General features: G+C 73.9%; 16 protein-coding genes. 9 read left to right on the top strand and 7 right to left on the bottom strand.

All coding sequences use genetic code 11. The annotated features are described in order from the left end of the window. Positions 1-47: 47 nt before the first annotated feature. The 5 genes from tatC to EV383_RS16315 form a co-directional block, all read right to left on the bottom strand. A complete protein-coding gene (gene tatC / locus EV383_RS16335) occupies positions 48-983 on the bottom strand; it encodes a twin-arginine translocase subunit TatC (RefSeq protein WP_207223817.1) in 936 nt (311 codons plus the stop codon). A 55-nt stretch (positions 984-1,038) separates the two neighbouring features. Next, a complete protein-coding gene (gene tatA / locus EV383_RS16330) occupies positions 1,039-1,368 on the bottom strand; it encodes a Sec-independent protein translocase subunit TatA (RefSeq protein WP_130290709.1) in 330 nt (109 codons plus the stop codon). A 99-nt stretch (positions 1,369-1,467) separates the two neighbouring features. Continuing rightward, positions 1,468-2,439: a helix-turn-helix transcriptional regulator gene (locus tag EV383_RS16325; RefSeq protein WP_130290708.1), complete on the bottom strand. Its 972-nt coding sequence runs from the start codon at positions 2,437-2,439 to the stop codon at positions 1,468-1,470. After that, positions 2,436-3,422 carry a helix-turn-helix transcriptional regulator gene (locus tag EV383_RS16320; protein WP_130290707.1) on the bottom strand — a complete coding sequence of 329 codons (987 nt, stop codon included), beginning with the start codon at positions 3,420-3,422 and terminating at the stop codon, positions 2,436-2,438. Before EV383_RS16320 ends, EV383_RS16325 begins: the two co-directional genes overlap by 4 nt. 70 nt (positions 3,423-3,492) lie before the next feature. Continuing rightward, on the bottom strand, positions 3,493-3,900 hold the full coding sequence (locus tag EV383_RS16315; RefSeq protein WP_130290706.1) for a hypothetical protein: 408 nt from the start codon (positions 3,898-3,900) through the stop codon (positions 3,493-3,495). A 110-nt stretch (positions 3,901-4,010) separates the two neighbouring features. On the opposite strand from EV383_RS16315, the gene EV383_RS16310 reads away from it, so the two are divergent. The 4 genes from EV383_RS16310 (at position 4,011) to glsA (ending at position 8,087) form a co-directional block, all read left to right on the top strand. Then, positions 4,011-6,008, top strand: a complete 1,998-nt coding sequence (locus EV383_RS16310; protein ID WP_130290705.1) for a sensor histidine kinase — start codon at positions 4,011-4,013, stop codon at positions 6,006-6,008. Beyond that, the gene (locus EV383_RS16305; RefSeq protein WP_207223549.1) at positions 6,001-6,657 is read left to right on the top strand and encodes a response regulator; all 657 of its coding nucleotides are present in this window, start codon (positions 6,001-6,003) and stop codon (positions 6,655-6,657) included. Before EV383_RS16310 ends, EV383_RS16305 begins: the two co-directional genes overlap by 8 nt. Before the next feature lie 149 nt (positions 6,658-6,806). Next, on the top strand, positions 6,807-7,061 hold the full coding sequence (locus EV383_RS16300) for a hypothetical protein (protein ID WP_130290704.1): 255 nt from the start codon (positions 6,807-6,809) through the stop codon (positions 7,059-7,061). Between the two features lie 27 nt (positions 7,062-7,088). Continuing rightward, positions 7,089-8,087: a glutaminase A gene (gene glsA, locus EV383_RS16295; RefSeq protein WP_130290703.1), complete on the top strand. Its 999-nt coding sequence runs from the start codon at positions 7,089-7,091 to the stop codon at positions 8,085-8,087. Here glsA and pafA read toward each other — a convergent pair. Next, entirely contained in the window at positions 8,084-9,445 is a 1,362-nt protein-coding gene (gene pafA / locus EV383_RS16290; protein WP_130290702.1) for a Pup--protein ligase, read from the bottom strand. The two genes, glsA and pafA, sit on opposite strands and share 4 nt — an antisense overlap. A gap of 105 nt (positions 9,446-9,550) precedes the next feature. Here pafA and EV383_RS16285 point away from each other — a divergent pair, with 105 nt between their 5' ends. The 5 genes from EV383_RS16285 (at position 9,551) to EV383_RS16265 (ending at position 16,588) form a co-directional block, all read left to right on the top strand. Beyond that, a complete protein-coding gene (locus EV383_RS16285; RefSeq protein WP_341273733.1) occupies positions 9,551-11,065 on the top strand; it encodes a bifunctional phosphatase PAP2/diacylglycerol kinase family protein in 1,515 nt (504 codons plus the stop codon). A 64-nt stretch (positions 11,066-11,129) separates the two neighbouring features. After that, entirely contained in the window at positions 11,130-12,686 is a 1,557-nt protein-coding gene (locus EV383_RS16280; protein ID WP_242623139.1) for a bifunctional phosphatase PAP2/diacylglycerol kinase family protein, read from the top strand. A 32-nt stretch (positions 12,687-12,718) separates the two neighbouring features. Next, entirely contained in the window at positions 12,719-14,293 is a 1,575-nt protein-coding gene (locus EV383_RS16275; protein ID WP_130290701.1) for an amidohydrolase, read from the top strand. Positions 14,294-14,297: 4 nt separating this feature from the next. Next, positions 14,298-15,116 carry a class I SAM-dependent methyltransferase gene (locus tag EV383_RS16270; RefSeq protein ID WP_130290700.1) on the top strand — a complete coding sequence of 273 codons (819 nt, stop codon included), beginning with the start codon at positions 14,298-14,300 and terminating at the stop codon, positions 15,114-15,116. Positions 15,117-15,355: 239 nt separating this feature from the next. Continuing rightward, on the top strand, positions 15,356-16,588 hold the full coding sequence (locus tag EV383_RS16265; RefSeq protein ID WP_242623138.1) for an MFS transporter: 1,233 nt from the start codon (positions 15,356-15,358) through the stop codon (positions 16,586-16,588). A gap of 11 nt (positions 16,589-16,599) precedes the next feature. Here the strand turns inward: EV383_RS16265 and EV383_RS16260 are convergent, their stop codons facing one another. Beyond that, positions 16,600-16,767: a hypothetical protein gene (locus EV383_RS16260; protein ID WP_207223548.1), complete on the bottom strand. Its 168-nt coding sequence runs from the start codon at positions 16,765-16,767 to the stop codon at positions 16,600-16,602. Positions 16,768-16,821: the final 54 nt, after the last annotated feature.

Here is a 16,821-nt window from a genome sequence, read left to right as displayed (position 1 = left end):
GACGTGCGGGGCGGGGCCGGGGTCCGCTGCGGGGCAGGGACTCGGACTCAGGTGATGTCGTCGTAGCGGTCGCGGCGGACGGTGTCCGCCCCGGCGGACACGGCCGGCGTCTCGACGGGCGCGGGGGCCTCGATCTGCGACGGGCCGTCGATCCGCGACGGCGTCGTGTCGATCGGCGACGGAGCGTCCGGGTCCCAGGTGTCCCAGCCCTCGGCGAGACGGCGCTTGGCCTTGCGCTTGTCGTTGATCCGCGCGACCTGGATCGCCATCTCGAACAGCACGGTCAGGGCCGCGGCCAGCGCGATCATCGAGATCGGGTCCTGGCCCGGGGTGGCGATCGCGGCGAACACGAACAGCCCGAAGATGATCCCGCGCCGGGACTTCTTCAACATCTCGTAGGAGACGACCCCGGTGAAGTTCAGGGCCACGACCAGCAACGGGACCTCGAAGCTGACCCCGAAGATGATCAACAGGTTGATCACGAGACTGAAGTACGAGGCACCGGTGAGCGCCGTCGTCTGGATCTCGTTACCGATCGAGAGCAGGAACGCGAGCGCCTGCGGGATGATCAGGTAGGCCAGCACCGCGCCGGAGACGAACAGCACCGCGCCGACACTCACGAACGAGTACGCGTACCGGCGCTCGTTCTTGAGCAGGCCCGGGGTGATGAAGCCCCAGATCTGGTACAGCCAGATCGGGCAGGCGAGGATCACACCGGCCGTCGCACCGACCTTGAGACGCAGCATGAACTGGTCGAACGGGCCGGTACCGAGCAGCGTGCAGGCGCCGGGCTCGGCGCTGAACGAGGCCCGCGACGACGCCGGCAGCGAGCAGTAGGGCTGCTTGAGCAGCTCCCCCAGGCTCGGCCAGCCGAAGAAGGCGACCTCGAACCAGATGTAGCCGAAGATCGTCGTGACGAGGATCGCCAGGATCGAGATGCCGAGCCGGTTACGGAACTCGTACAGGTGGTCGATCAGCGACATCGTCCCGTCGGGGTTCGCCCGACGGCGACGGCGGAACGGGGACTTCACGCGCGTATCAGGTCGCGTCGGTGCTGCGACCCGGCTGCGCCTGCGGCGTGGCCGCGGGCTGGGCCTGCGGTGTCGTCGGCTGCTGCCCGTTCTCCGGGGTGACGTTCGTCGTCGACGTCGGGAGCGGCTGCGGCGTCGCGGGGGCGGCGCCCGCGGCCGGCGTGGCGCCGTTCGACTTCGCGTCGGCGGGGCCCTCGTCCTCCTTGAGGCCCTTCATCTCACCCTTGAACACGCGGGCGGACTGGCCGATCGACCGGGCCATGTCCGGGAGCTTCTTCGCACCGAACAGCAGAAGCAGGACGGCGATGATGATGATCCACTCGTAGCCACCCGGCATGGGAACCTCCTCGACGACGGTGACGCGGCTCCCACCCTACCCGCGTCCGGATCACGCTCCGTCAGGTGTCCGATTCGCCCGCGCGACGTCGACCCCCGGTCACCTGCCGGACATCTCCTGGTCCAATGCCTCCCGGGCACGCTCCGCGACCGTCGCGGCGAGATCCGGCGGGTCCAGGATCCGGGCCGCGCCGCCGAGCCCGAGTACCAGCCGCACAAGCCATGCCGGGTCGGCGAAGCGCATCAGCACGCGGATCCGGCCGGTGTCGTCGACGGTGTCGGACACCACGTCGTCGACGGGGTAGTACTCGGCGATCCAGTGCGCGTCGGGCCCCAGCTCCAGCACCGCGGTGCGCTGGCCCGCCTCCGGGCGGAACAGGCCCTCGGAGACGTCGGTGGGCTCGGCGTCGGGGTGGGACTGGACGGGCTCGTCGAGCTGCTCGACGTCCTCGACCCGGTCGAGGCGGAACAGCCGCACCCCCTCGGCGCGGCGGCACCAGGCCTCGAGATAGCCACGGCCCTCGACGAGCAGCAGCCGCATCGGGTCGACCACCCGTCGCGAGACCGCGTCCCGGCCGGCGGTGTAGTAGACGATCCGCAGCGCCCGGCCCGCCTCCAGGGCCGTGCGCACCGCGGTCGTCGTCGCCTCCTCCTGCCGCCCGACGTCGACCACCATCCCGCCCGGCCCGGCGACGTCGCCGACCGCGGCTTCGATCTTGCCGGTGGCGCGGGCGACGGCGTCGGAGTCGACCATGCCCGGCGTCTCGTGCAGCGTGCGCAGCGCGACCAGCAGGGCCGTGGCCTCGGCGGTGGTCAGGCGCAGCGGCCGGCGCATCCCGGCGTCCTCGATGACCGTGACGGTGTCGCCGGCGAAGGAGAGGTCGACCAGGTCGCCCGGGCCGTAGCCGGGCAGCCCGCACATCCAGAGCAGCTCCAGGTCGCGGCGCAGCTGGCGCTCGTCGACGCCGAAGTCCGCAGCCGCCTCGGCGACCGGGACGCCCGGGTGCGCGCGCAGGTAGGGCACCAGCGACAGCAGCCGTGGCAGCCGGTCGGTCACTCCCCCACCACTCACGTGGACACCTCGGCCGGGCTCGCAGCGGCGACCCACAGCGCGCGCACCGCGTCGGCCAGCTCCGGCGGGTCCAGGACGGCGACGTCCGGGCCGTGCCCGGCCAGCCAGCGCGCCACCACCCGCGAGTCCCGCAGCTCGATCTCCAGCTCGACGCCGTCGCGGCCGCGGTGCGTCCGCGGCCCGACGGTCCGGCCCAGGCGTCGCAGGCCGTGTGCCCGGTCGGCGGCGACCCAGACCCGGGCGACGCCGGACACCGGCGGCGGGCCGACGCTGGCGCGGACCAGCTCGCGCAGGTCGACGCCGTCCGGGACGGACACCGCGCCGGACGCGCCGCGCGCCGTCACCGCGCCGGTGATCCGGGACAGGCGGAAGCAGCGCACGTCGTCGCGGTCGCGGTCGTGCCCGACCAGGTACCAGCGCCCGCGCCAGGACACCACGCCCCACGGCTCGACGGTGCGCCGCGAGACCTCGCCGCCGGGCCCGCCGCGGCGGTGCGCGAACTCCACGACCCGCCCGGCCTGGACCGCGGCCAGCAGCGCCGCGAGCGCCGGCTCACCGGCCTGCACGCGCGGCTGCACCGCCCCGGCGCGGGACTCGTCGACCTCGACACCGGCGGCGCGCAGCTTGACCACCGCCCCGTGCGCGGCGCCGGAGAGCTCCGGGGAGTCCCACAGCCGGGCGGCCAGCGCGACGGCGGTCGCCTCGTCCGGTTCGAGCTCGACCTCGCCCAGCTCGTAGTCGGCGCGGGCGATCCGGTACCCGTCGGCGGTGTCGAACGCCGAGGTCCGGCCCGTCTCCAGCGGGACGCCGAGTTCCCGTAGCTCGGCCTTGTCCCGCTCGAACATCCGGAAGAACGCCTCGTCGTTCGTCACGTCGGCGTAGCCCGGCACGGTGGCGCGGATCCGCTCGGCCGGCAGGAACTGCCGGGTCGACATGAGGCAGAGCACCAGGTTCACCAGGCGCTCGGCACGGGCTGAGGACACGCCTGGCATCGTATCGGCGGGACCGTGTCGCGCCCGGTCACCCCGCAGGTCCGGGAACCGGGAGCCGCGGTCAGAACTGCGCCCGTACGGCACTGCCCGTCGGCCGGACCAGCCGCCACACCCCCGCGAGGACCCCCACCACCGCCGCGAGCAGGATCCCGTACTCCGCCTCGACGTACTCCGGCACCAGCACCCCGAGCGGCTCGGTGATGATCTGCACCAGCACGAACAGGCCCAGTGCCAGCGCCGGTGCCAGCACGACCGCGACCGCCCGGGCCCACACGGGCCGTCCCCTGCTCGCCGCGAGACCGACGCCGGTCGCCGCGACCAGCAGCAGCCCCAGTCCCGCGCCGAACAGCGGCACGTCGACACCACCGCTGCCCTGCTGGGCCAGGATCACCGCGACCTTCGCCAGCCAGCTCGCCCCGCCCACCACTCCGCACACCGCGCTGACCGCGGTCCATCTGTCCGTGTTCATGACGGCAGGAGACGGCGCCGGCCGTCCGTTCCGACAGCGACCGGTGTACCCGTCCGATTCGGTACATCCGTCCGATGACACCGGTACGCGGCCTGCGTCATCATCGGTCGGTGCAGCAGCCGGGACGGCGGTGGAGCAGAGCTCTGAGCAGGGCCTCCTGGCTCGTCGCGGCCGCGTCGGCGGTGTCGGTCGTCGCCGCGGTCCCGCTCGCCGTGGCGAACTGGCGGACGGTCGGGCACGAGTCGGTCTACGTCGTCAACGCGATCATCGGTGCCGTCGTCCCGATGGCGGGGGCGTTCCTGCTCTCCCGCCGTCCCGGGCACCGGATCGGCATCGTCCTGCTCTCCGCATCCGGGCTCGGAATCTCGTTCCTGGCCCTGAGCTGGGCGACGTATGCGCTCCAGACGCGGCCCGGCGCACTGCCCGGCGCGGACTGGGCCGGCCTCGTCGGCGGCCTGACCTGGGTCCCGTTCCTGGCCCTGGTGACCCTGCTGCCGCTCTGGTTCCCCGACGGCCGGCTCCCCGGGCCGTTCTGGCGGGCCGCCGACGGCTGGGTGCTGGGGCTGCTGATCGGCGTCGAGGCGCTCAGCGTCGTCGAGCCGCGGGTCGCGCTCGGGCTCGCGCCGAACCCGCTGTTCGCCGGTCCGGCCTGGGTGACGCCGGCCGTCGACACGCTGACGGCCGTCGCGGTGTTCAGCGGTCTGCTGCTGTGCCTGCCCGGCGCCGTCCTGCGCCACGTCCGGGCCGGCCCCGTGGGGCGCGTCCAGCAACGGTGGTTCCTGCTGGCCGTCGCCCTCGTGACGGCATCGCTGTTCGTCCCCGGACCGCCGATCAGCGACGTCGTGACCGGTGTGGCGCTGTGCCTGGTCGCGCTGGCGATCACCGCCGCCGTCCTGCGCCACCGCCTCTACGACATCGACGTCGTGGTGCACCGGGCGCTGGTCTACACGACCCTGACCGTCACCGGCGTGCTGCTGTTCCTCGGCGTGGTCGCCCTGGTCGGCCTGGTGCTGCCGGACGGGGCCGCGCTGGTGGGCGCCGCCGTCGTCGCCGTGACATTCGCGCCGTTGCGGGAGCGGCTGCAACGGATGGCCCGGCGCCTGCTCTACGGCGACGGCGACGATCCCTACGCCGCGCTGACCCGGCTCGCGACCCGTCTCGAACGCAACCTCGAGCCCGAGGACGTCCCCGCCGTCGCCCTCGCCGAGGTGATCGCCGCATTGCGGGTGCCGCACGCGGCGGTGCTCGTCTCCGGAGCCCGGCTCGCCGAGGCCGGCACCGTCCCGTCCGACGGCCGGGGGGCCGAGACCATCCCCCTCGCACACCAGGGCGAGCACGTCGGTGACCTGGAGGTCACGCGGCGCGGGCCGTCCGAGCCCCTGACCGGACGTGACCGTGCGTTGCTCGCGGACCTGGCCCGCCCTCTCGGCGCGGTGCTGCACGCCGCCGCGCTGCGGACCCAGCTCCGGCGGTCCCGGGAGGCCCTGGTCGTGGCCCTGGAACGAGAACGGTCCCGGCTGCACCGCGACCTGCACGACGGCATCGGCCCGTCGCTGGCCGCGCTCGTCCTCGGCCTCGACGCGATCGCGCACGCGGCGCGCGGCGACGGTGCCGCCCTCGCCGTCCCCGAGCTGGCCGGGGAGCTCAAGTCCGACGTCCGTGTCGTCATCGCCGACCTGCGCCGGGTGGTCGACGAGCTGCGCCCGCCCGCTCTCGACGAGCTCGGCCTGGCCGGGGCCCTGGACCGCCACCTCGCGACCTACCGGTCGGTGCCGGGCCGGACCCGGATCCGACTCCACCCGCCCGGGCCGCTGGACGGGTTGTCGGCCGCGGTGGAGGTCGCGGCCTACCGGATCGTCGCCGAGGCGGTCACCAACGCCGTACGACACTCCGGCGCGTCGACCTGCGAGGTCCGGATCGCGCTGGAGGACCGTCTCGTCGTCGAGGTCGTCGACGACGGCCGGGGGATCCCCTCGCCCGAACCCGCCGGGACCGGGCTGCCGTCGCTGCGGGAGCGGGCCTCGGCCCTGGGCGGGGAGTGCGTCGTCTCGCGGCGGGACCGGGGCGGGACGCGGGTCCGGGCGGCGCTGCCGGTGCACCATGGATGAGCCGCCCATCCGGATCGTGCTGGTCGACGACCACCCGGTGTTCCGCTCCGGTCTCCGCGGCGTCGTCGAACGGATGCCGGACGCGGTCGTCGTCGGCGAGGCGGGCGACGGGACCGGCGCCCTGGACGTCGTCGACTCCCAGCGCCCCGACGTCGTCGTGATGGACCTGCACATGCCGGGCCCCGGCGGCATCGAGACCACCCGCGTGATCACCGGGCGCCACACCGGCCTCGCCGTCGTCGTCCTGACCATGGTCGAGGACGACGGCGCCGTCCTCGCGGCGCTGCAGGCCGGTGCCCGCGGGTACCTCCTCAAGGGAGCAGACGAGGCCGAGATCTCCTCCGCGCTGCGGATCGCCGCGACCGGCGGAGCGGTTCTCGGCCCCGCGGTGGCCGGTCCGGCACTGGCCGGCTACCGCTCCGGACCACCGGCGCACACGCCGTTCCCCCAGCTCAGCGCGCGCGAGTCCGAGCTGCTGGAGCTACTCGCCCGCGGCCGCTCGAACACCGAGATCGCGCGGACGCTGCACCTGGGGAACCAGACCGTCCGGAACTACGTCTCGTCGATCTTCGCCAAGCTCGGCGTCCAGGACCGCGCCGCCGCCATCGTGCGTGCCCGCGACGCCGGGCTGGGGCTCGGTCCGCCGTGACCGCCCCGGGTCGGTGTCTCATCCTGGGACGGCGTGATGCTTGACGCAGGTCCGCACACGACGAAAGGCTCCTACCCTGCGGCGTCGCGATCATCGGCGTCGTGGCGGAACGACGCCGGGAACAGATGCACGTGGAGGAGCCGGACACCATGGCCGAGAACGCAGCCGACATCGAGGCCGAGACGTTCAACCCGTGGAGCGTGGTCGACCTGGTGTTCCACCACCTCGCCGACCTGGGCCTGCACCCGGCGCTCGGCCAGTTCGGCGACCCCAAGGTGGCCGCGTCGGACCTGCTCCAGGCCATGGGGATCACCCCCGCCCCGGACCACGCCGGTCCGGCCGACGCCGGTGTGCAGAGCAACCTCGCCGAACTGCGCAAGAAATACATGCCCGACGTCGAGTGACGGCCCCGCGGCGGGACACTGGGCCGCATGGTCGACACGGCGGAACGCGAACTGGTCCGGACCCAGCTCGAGGAGCTGCGCAGCAGCTGCGGGCGGGGCGTCGGCAGCCTGCCCGGTGAGGAGGTCGTCAGCTACTACCCGCCGGAGATGGAGCAGCACGCCCACCTGTTCGGCCTCGCCGGGACGAACATCGACGGCACCCAGTGGTCGGTCGGCGACGCCGACGTCCGGTTCCCGCTGCACTCGATCTCGAAGGTGTTCACCTACGGCCTGGCCCTGGAGGACAACGGCCGGGACGAGACGACGCGCTGGGTCGGCGTCGAGCCCTCCGGCGACCCGTTCAACTCGCTGACCTTCGACGAGGTCCACCACCGCCCGTTCAACCCCATGATCAACGCCGGGGCGCTGGTCGCGGCGAACCTGGTGCACGGCGGCGACCGCGACGAGCGGGTGGCCCGGCTGCTGGAGCGCTTCCGCCTCTACGCCGGCAACCCGGAGCTGCAGGTCGACCAGGACGTCCTGGCCGACGAGCTGTCCTCCAACGACCGCAACCTCGGCATCAGCTACCTGATGCGCAGCCTCGGCATGCTCCGGGGCGACATCGAGGACAACCTGTTCGTCTACCTCTCGGCCTGCTCGGTCACCGTCACCGCGACCGAGCTGAGTGTCATGGGCGCGACGCTCGCCCACGGCGGGCGCAACCCCCTGACCGGCGAGCAGGCGCTGGCGCGGGAGTACACCCGCAGCATAGTCAGCGTGATGACGATGTGCGGGATGTACGACGCCGCCGGTGAGTGGACCCACGACGTCGGGATCCCGGCCAAGTCCGCCGTCTCCGGCGGGATCATGGCCGCGATCCCGGCCTACTTCGGCCTCGGCGTCTACTCCCCCGGCCTGGACCGGCACGGCAACTCCGTGCGCGGCGTCGCCGTGTGCCGGGAGCTCTCGGCCCGGTTCGGGCTGCACGTGTTCGCCGACCCGTCCGAGTCACGCTTCGGGCGGGTCGCCCGGCCGGAGCTCGGCTAGAGGGAGGCGATCAGGCGGTCCACCCGCTCGTCGACGGCCCGGAACGGGTCCTTGCACAGCACGGTGCGCTGGGCCTGGTCGTTGAGCTTGAGGTGCACCCAGTCCACGGTGAAGTCGCGCCCGGCGGCCTGCGCGGCGGCGATGAAGTCGCCGCGCAGCTTGGCCCGCGTGCTCTGCGGCGGGGTGTCCTTGGCGGCCTCGATCTCGCCGTCGTCGGTCACCCGGTCCACCAGGTCCTTGCGCTGCAGCATGTCGAACAGGCCCCGGCCACGGCGGATGTCGTGGTAGGCCAGGTCGAGCTGGGCGATCCGCGCGCTGGCCAGGTCCAGGTTGTTGCGGTTCTGGTAACGCTGCAGCAGGCGCTGCTTGATCGCCCAGTCGATCTCCCGGTCGATCAAGGACAGGTTCTGCGACTCGACGGCGTCGAGCGTGCGGCCCCAGAGCTCGACGACGCGTTCCATCGTCTTGTCCCCGGTGCCGCGCTGGGCCATGAACTCCACGGCCCGGGCGTGGTACTCGCGCTGGATGTCCAGGGCGCTGGCTTCGCGCCCGCCGGCCATCCGGACGGTCCGGCGCCCGGTCAGGTCGTGCGAGATCTCGCGGATCGCGCGGATCGGGTTGTCCAGGGTGAAGTCCCGGAACTGGACGCCGGCCTCGATCATCTCCAGCACCAGCGTGGCCGAGCCGACCTTGAGCAGGGTGGTCGTCTCGGACATGTTCGAGTCGCCGACGATGACGTGCAGGCGGCGGTAGCGCTCGGCGTCGGCGTGCGGCTCGTCGCGGGTGTTGATGATCGGGCGCGACCGGGTGGTCGCCGAGGAGACGCCCTCCCAGATGTGCTCGGCCCGCTGGGACAGGCAATAGACGGCGCCGCGCGGGGTCTGCAGGACCTTCCCGGCCCCGCAGATCAGCTGGCGGGTGACCAGGAACGGGAGCAGGACGTCGGCGATCCGGGAGAACTCGCCCTGCCGGGCCACCAGGTAGTTCTCGTGGCAGCCGTAGGAGTTGCCGGCGGAGTCGGTGTTGTTCTTGAAGAGGTAGATGTCGCCGCCGATGCCCTCGTCGACCAGCCGCCGCTCGGCGTCGACGAGCAGGTCCTCGAGGATCCGCTCACCGGCCTTGTCGTGCGAGACGAGCTGGGTCAGCGAGTCGCACTCGGCGGTCGCGTACTCGGGGTGTGAGCCGACGTCGAGATAGAGCCGCGCCCCGTTGCGGAGGAAGACATTCGACGACCGCCCCCAGGACACCACTCGGCGGAACAGGTATCGCGCGACCTCGTCCGGCGACAGCCGTCGCTGTCCGTGGAAGGTGCACGTGACACCGAACTCGGTCTCGACCCCGAAGATCCGACGTTGCATGCCCTTCAGGGTAGGCGTTGAACGGCCTCTACTGTCAGACCTGTGAACGAGTGGTATCGGCGCGCCGCCGGCAGGTCCCGTCATCTCCAGGGTGGGTTGGCGACCGTGTCCGCCACCGACCGAGCCATCACAGCGGCCATCGCGGCCCGCCCGTACAGCCGGATCGACGTCGTGATGACGCGTCTGTCGCGTGCCGCGGACCACAGCGTTCTGTGGATGGGGGTGGGCGCGGCGCTGTCGATCCGGCGCGGCAACGGCCGCAAGGCGGCGATGCGCGGTCTGCTGTCCATCGCGCTGACCAGCGCCACCGCCAACGCCGCGCTCAAGCCGCTGTTGCCGCGCCGGCGCCCGGCCGCGGCCGAGCTCCCGCCGTACCGCACGATCCCGGACCCGCCCACGTCGTCGTCGTTCCCGTCCGGGCACGCCGCCTCGGCCGCCGCGTTCACGACCGCCGTCGCCCTGGAGAACCCGAAGGCCCTGCCGCTGGTGCTCCCGCTCGCCGGTGCCGTCGCCTACTCGCGGGTGCACGTGGGCGTGCACTGGGCCTCCGACGTCCTCGTCGGCGCCGCGATCGGTACCGGCGTCGCGCTGGTCACCCAGCGCTGGTGGCCGGCCCGCACCCAGGACGAGGCCCGCGCCCGCCCGATCGACACCGTCCCGGTGCTGCCCGAGGGCGAGGGGCTGGTCATCGTGTCCAACCCGTTCTCCGGCCCGCCGGACTACGACGCCTCCGACGACGTCGCCGCCCGCCTGCCCGCCGCGCACCACCTCGTCGTCACCAAGGGGCTCGACGTCGACGAGCAGCTGGAGAAGGTGATCGCCGAGCGCGGCAGCTGGGTCCGCGCGGTCGGCGTGGCCGGGGGCGACGGGACGGTCGCGACCGCCGCCGCGGTGGCCGACCGGCACTCGTTGCCGCTGGTCGTGGTCCCGGCCGGGACGCTGAACCACTTCGCCCGCGACGTCGGCATCTACGACACCCAGGAGGCCGTCGACGCCACCCAGGCGGGCGAGGCGGTGGCGGTGGACCTGGCGCTGGTCGAGGCGCACCCGGGCCGCGACTCCGACCCGGAGGACCCGTCGGTCATCAACACCCGCTACTTCCTCAACACCGCCAGCATCGGCTCCTACCCGGAGCTGGTCCGACTGCGGGAGAAGTGGCAGCCGCGCTGGGGCAAGTGGCCGGCGTTCGCCGCCGCCCTGGTCACGGTGCTGCACCGCTCGGAGCGGGTGAAGGTGCGCGTCGAGGACAAGTGGCAGGAGGTCTGGTTCCTGTTCGTCGGCAACGGGCCCTACCACCCGCGCGGCGCCGTCCCGGCCTGGCGGCCGACGCTGGACTCCGGGCTGCTCGACGTGCGCTGGCTGCGCGCCGACGTCAGGTTCTCCCGCCTGCGCGTGGTCGCGGCGCTGTTCCTGGGCGCGCTCGGGCACAGCCGGGTCTACTCCCAGCGTGAGGTCTCCGAGCTCGACGTCGAGCTCAAGGAGCCGAGCATGCTGGCCACCGACGGCGAGCTCGTCGAGGAGGCCGGCCGCTACACCTTCCGGGTCGCGCCGAACCCGATCCCGGTCTACCGCCGCGACGAGGAGCGCTGGACCGGCCGGTCGCGGCCGTTCCAGGGCTGAGATCCGGCGGGACCCGTGCCACACCGCCGGGATCCCCGCGGCGGGCGCCCGTAGGGTCTCCCGAGTGGGGACACGGGCGAGGACACGGCGGTTCACCGGCTGGCTCGACCCGGTCAACGACGTCGACCAGGCGATCTCCCGTGCCGTGTCCCGGCACCCGAGGAGCCGCGTCGACGACGTCATGAAGGCCCTGTCCGGCGCGGCGAACCACAGCGTGCTGTGGTTCGCGATCGCCGCCGTGCTGGCGTCACGCAAGGGTGCCTCCCGCAAGGCCGCGCTGCGCGGGGTGCTGGCCGTCGCCGGGGCCAGCGCGACCGCGAACGGCATCGCCAAGCCGTTGCTGCCGCGGCGCCGTCCGGCCGCGTCCGAGCTGCCCGCCTACCAGGTGCTGGCGCACCCGCCGACGTCGTCGTCGTTCCCGTCCGGGCACGCCGCCTCGGCCGCGGCGTTCGCCACCGCGGTCTGCCTGGAGAGCCCGCGCCTGGGCCTGGTCGTGGCGCCGGTGGCCGCGACCGTGGCCTACTCGCGGGTGCACGTCGGCGTGCACTGGGCCTCCGACGTGCTGGTCGGATTCGGTCTCGGGACCGGGATCGCGCTGGCCACCCGTCGCTGGTGGCCGGTCCGTGCCTCCGACGAGGCCCGCGCCCGCCCGATCGACTCCGTCCCGCCGCTGCCCGGCGGCGAGGGCATGCTCGTCGTGGCCAACAGCCGCTCCGGCCCGGCCGGGACCGACCCCAGCGACGACGTCGCCGCCGCGCTGCCGCTGGCCCGGCTGGTGCCGGTCCGCGAGGGCGAGGACCTGACCGACGCGCTCGACGCCGAGATCGCCCGCTCGGACGGCTGGGTGAAGGCGATCGGTGTGGCCGGCGGCGACGGGACGGTCGTCTCCGCGGCGTCGGTGGCCGTGCGGCACGGGCTGCCGCTGATGGTCGTGCCGGCCGGGACGCTCAACCACTTCGCCCGCGACGTCGGCATCTACGACCTGCAGGAGGCCGTCGACGCGAGCGCCGCGGGCGAGGCGGTGGCCGCGGGGCTGGCCGAGGTCGTCGCACACCCGGTCGGCGACCCCACCGGGGACGCGGTGATCCGCCGCCACCACTTCCTCAACACCGCCTCGATCGGCTCCTACCCCGAGCTGGTGCGCCTGCGCGAGAAGCTGCAGCCGCGCTGGGGCAAGTGGCCGGCGTTCGCCGCCGCCCTGGTCACGGTGCTGCGCCGCTCCGAGAAGGTGCACGTCAGGATCAACGGCAAGTGGGAGTACGTCTGGTTCCTGTTCGTCGGGAACGGGCCCTACCACCCGCGCGGGATGGTCCCGGCGTTCCGGCCGACGCTGGACTCCGGGTTGCTCGACGTCCGCTGGGTGCGCGCGGACCTGCGGTTCTCCCGTCTGCGTGTGATCATCTCGCTGCTGCTCGGTGCGCTCGGGCACAGCCGCGTCTACCAGCAGGCCGAGATGACGCGCCTGGACGTCGAGCTCGTGCAGCCGAGCGTCCTGGCCACCGACGGCGAGGTCGTCGAGGAGGCGGGGCGCTACACCTTCGGCGTCTCGCCGCACCCCGTGCCGGTCTACCGGCGCGACGAACGCAACTGGTCGGATCGGGAGAGGCCCTTCTTGGGATGAGACACGAGCCTGGGATGAGACACGAGCCTGGGATGAGACACGAGCCTGGGACGGGCGACGTGCCCGGCGCGCGGACGTCACCGTCGGAGCAGCGTCATCCACGCACGACCACCGGGGCCGTCCTGCTGCGAGGTGCCCGCGTCCTCGGCGGGCCGCAGGGCTGGGCCCGCTCCGGTGACCCGGTCGACGTCCGGATCGAGCACGGGCTCGTCTCCGCCGTCGGGCCCGGTCTCTCCGCGGCCGGTGCGGAGGTCGTCGACCTCGACGGCCGGACGGTGGCGCCGGGACTGTGGGACAACCACGTGCACGCCGACCAGTGGTCGCTCGCCCGGCGCCGTACCGACGTGTCCGGGGCCCGCTCGGCCGCCGAGGCGGTCGCGCTCGTCGGGGAACGGCTGCGCACCGATCCGCCGGCCCCGGGCGAGACGCTGATGGGCTACGGGTTCCGCGACGCCCTGTGGCCCGAGCCCGCGCACCGCGACCTGCTCGACCCGGTCTCCGGCGACACCCCGGTCGTCCTGGTGTCCGGGGACCTGCACCAGGGCTGGCTGAACTCGGCGGCGCTGGCCCGGTACGGGCACCGCGACCACCCGACCGGCATGGTCCGCGAGTCCGACTTCTTCGCCCTGACCACGGCCCTGCAGAACGTCCCCGCCGACCGGCTCGACGCCTTCGCCGCCGACGCCGTGCACGCGGCCGCGGCCCGGGGCGTGGTCGGGATCGTCGACTTCGAGGCGCCGTGGCCGCTCGACGCCTGGGCCCGGCGGATCGCCGCCGGGGCGGACGCGCTGCGGGTGGTGGCCGCGGTGTGGCCGAGCCGCCTCGACGACCCGATCGCACGCCGCCTGCACACCGGGGACGTCGTTCCGGGTACCGGCGGGCTGCTCACCACCGGGCCGCTGAAGATCGTCACCGACGGGTCGCTGAACACCCGCACCGCCTACTGCCACGACCCCTACCCCGGTCTGGAGGGCTCGGCGCACCCGTGCGGGATGCTGCTCGTCCCGCCGTCGGAGCTCGAGCCGCTGCTACGCCGAGCCACCGCGAACGGCCTCGACGTCGCCGTGCACGCGATCGGTGACCGCGCGAACACGCTGGTCCTGGACGCGTTCGCCGCGACCGAGGCGCGCGGGCGGATCGAGCACGCGCAGCTGCTCGACGACGCCGACGTCCCCCGGTTCGCCGCGCTGGGACTCGTCGCGAGCGTGCAGCCCGAGCACGCCCTCGACGACCGCGACGTCGCCGACGCTCTGTGGAAGGGTCGCACGCACCGCTCGTTCGCGTTCGCGTCGCTGCACGCCGCCGGGGCCGGGCTGGCTCTCGGGTCGGACGCTCCGGTCGCGCCGCTGGACCCGTGGATCGCGATCGCCGCGGCGGTGCACCGCACCGCCGACGGCCGGGAGCGCTGGCATCCCGAGCAGGAGATCGGCCGCGACGTCGCCCTCGCCGCCTCGGCCGGACCGGACGGCCCGATCGCGGTCGGCCGCCGCGCCGACCTCGTCGTGACCGACGCCGACCCCGCCGTCTGCGACCCGGCGACGCTGCGCGCGATGCCGGTCGCCGGGACGCTCCTGGGTGGTCGCTGGACGCACCGCGCCGGGATCTGAGGCCGTGCGCCCGGCCGACCCCTCGCTGGTCGACGCCATCGTCCGGGCCGCCGGCCGGGACGTCGACGACCCCCTTCTCGACGTCGTGGCCGAGCCGGTGGATCTGCCCGGCGGGGTGGTCTCCCTGCTGCGTCCGCACGACCCGGACGCGTTGCCGTTCGAGACCGTCAGCTCCCCGGACGCCGAGGTCGAGGAGCTGCATCCACCGCACTGGGCCCGGCTGTGGCCGTCCGGGACCGCCCTGGCCCGCGCCGTGAACGCACCTCCCGCGTCCGGTGGGACCCGCCCCGGCGGCTCCGGGGCGGGTGACGTCCCGCTCGGCGGCGATGTCGGGCGGGAACGGTCCGATCCGCGCGGGCCCGCGCGGATCGTCGTCGGGGGGCGGTCGGTGCTGGAGCTGGGCTGTGGGCTGGGGCTGCCGTCCCTGGCCGCGGCCCGCGCCGGCGGACGCGTCCTGGCCACCGACCGCTCCCCCGGCGCCGCCGCCTTCGTCGCCGCGACCGCCACCCGCGCGGGCATCGGCCTGCGCGCCGCCTCCTGCGCCTGGAACGAACCGGAGAATCTCCTCGCCGGCGGGCCGTGGGACGTCGTGCTGGCCGCCGACGTGCTCTACGGCGCCGACGCCCTGACCCTGCTCGCCGACCTGCTGCCCCGCCTCACCGGCGACGACGGCGAGGTCTGGCTGGCCGACCCCCGCCGTCCCCTGGCCCCGGAGTTCCTCGCCGACGCCCGAGCCCGGTGGCGCGAGGTCGACACGGTCGACTCGACGGAGCCGGGCGTGCTGCTGCACCGGTTGCGCGGTCCCGCTCGGCCGTTCGTCTGATCGTTGCCGGCACCGGCGTCGTCCCCTGTGCTACTGGGAGGATCAGTCCCACCGATCCCCGCGTCGTCCCCTCCGACCAGGGCCGTCACCGGTCGGCGGGCCCACCTCGCACAGGTTCCGGTGTCCTCGCACAGGGTCGACCCTGTGCGAGGACGCGCCAACCTGTGCGAGGTCGCCACCCGGCCGGGTCCGCGATCCGGGTCTACCGTGATCACGTCCCGCGCGGGAGGACGACTTCCGTGCGGGCGTCGTCGAAGGAGGATCCGATTCCCCGCCTGCCGCAGGGCCCCGCGTTCGCGGGCCTGGTCGTCACGTTCACCGTCGTGATGCTCGGCGCGACGCTGCCGACCCCGATGTACTCGCTCTACCAGCGAGAGCTCGGCTTCTCGCCGGTCGTGCAGACCGTCATCTTCGCCGTGTACGCCGTCGGCGTCCTCGGCACGCTGCTGCTGTGCGGGCGGTGGTCCGACCAGATCGGCCGGCGCCCGATGCTGCTGGCCGGGGTGGCGTTCTCGCTGGTCAGCTCCGTGGTGTTCCTCGTCGCCGGGCCGGTCTGGGTGCTGCTGGTCGGCCGCCTGCTGTCCGGGGTCTCGGCCGGGATCTTCGCCGGGGCCGCGACCGCCGCGGTCATCGAGGCCGCGCCGGAGGCCTGGAAGTCGCGGGGCTCCGCCGTCGCCACCGCCGCGAACACCGGCGGGCTGGGCCTGGGCCCGATCCTCGCCGGGCTCGCCGTCCAGTTCCTGCCCGCGCCGCTGCACCTGTCGTTCGCGGTACACGCCGTTGCCGTGGCCCTGTGCGGGGCGCTGGTCCTGCTCGCCCCGGAGACCGTGACCCGCGCCGAGCACCCGCGACTGCGCCCGCAGACCCTCGCCGTGCCCGCCGAGGTGCGGGCCGTGTTCGCCAGCGCGTCGACGGCCGGCTTCGCCGGGTTCGCCGTGCTCGGCCTGTTCACCGCGATCTCCCCGCGGATCGTCTCCGAGGTGATCGGCGACCCGAACCACGCCGTCGCCGGGCTGATGTCGTTCCTGCTGCTCGGGGCGTCGGCCGCGGCCCAGCTGGCGCTGCGCCGCACGGACGTCGACCGCACCCTGAACCTGGGCTGCGTGCTGCTGATCGTCGGCATCCTGCTGGTGGGGCTGTCGGTGGCGACGGCGTCGTTCGTCGAGCTCGTGATCGGTGCGCTGGTCGCCGGGGTCGGGCAGGGCATGACGTTCAGCAAGGGCCTGGCCGCGGTGAACGCCCGGGTCGACCCGGCGCAGCGGGCCGCGGTGACCTCGTCGTACTTCGTGGTGCTCTACGTGGCGATCTCGCTGCCCGTGGTCGGGGTCGGCGCGGCGTCGATGGCGTGGGGCCTGGAGACGGCCGGGATCGTGTTCTGCATCGCGGTCGCCGTGTTGGCCGCGGTCGCGCTGACGGCGCTGCTGGTCCTGCAGCGCCGCAGCGCACATCAGCCCGACGCCGTCAGAGGCTGAGCGTCACCGCTTCAGCAGCGCCCGTACCGCGCGTCGACGACCTCGACGGGCGACCCCTCAGCCATGAAATGCCCGCACCCCACCGTCGCGTGCTCGAGGTCCGGCGCCCACGCCGACCGGCGGGCGGAGGCGTCGAAGGACAGCGGGGCGCCCCCGTCCTGCTGCAGGACGCCCGGCACGCCGAAATGCCTGAGAACGGCAACGAGCGATCATGGCCGCACCGGCGACGTGGC

It is taken from the genome of Pseudonocardia sediminis (assembly GCF_004217185.1).
Taxonomy (GTDB): domain Bacteria; phylum Actinomycetota; class Actinomycetes; order Mycobacteriales; family Pseudonocardiaceae; genus Pseudonocardia; species Pseudonocardia sediminis.
Note: the sequence above shows the minus strand (reverse complement) of the source record. Positions and strands in the feature narration are given on the sequence as shown.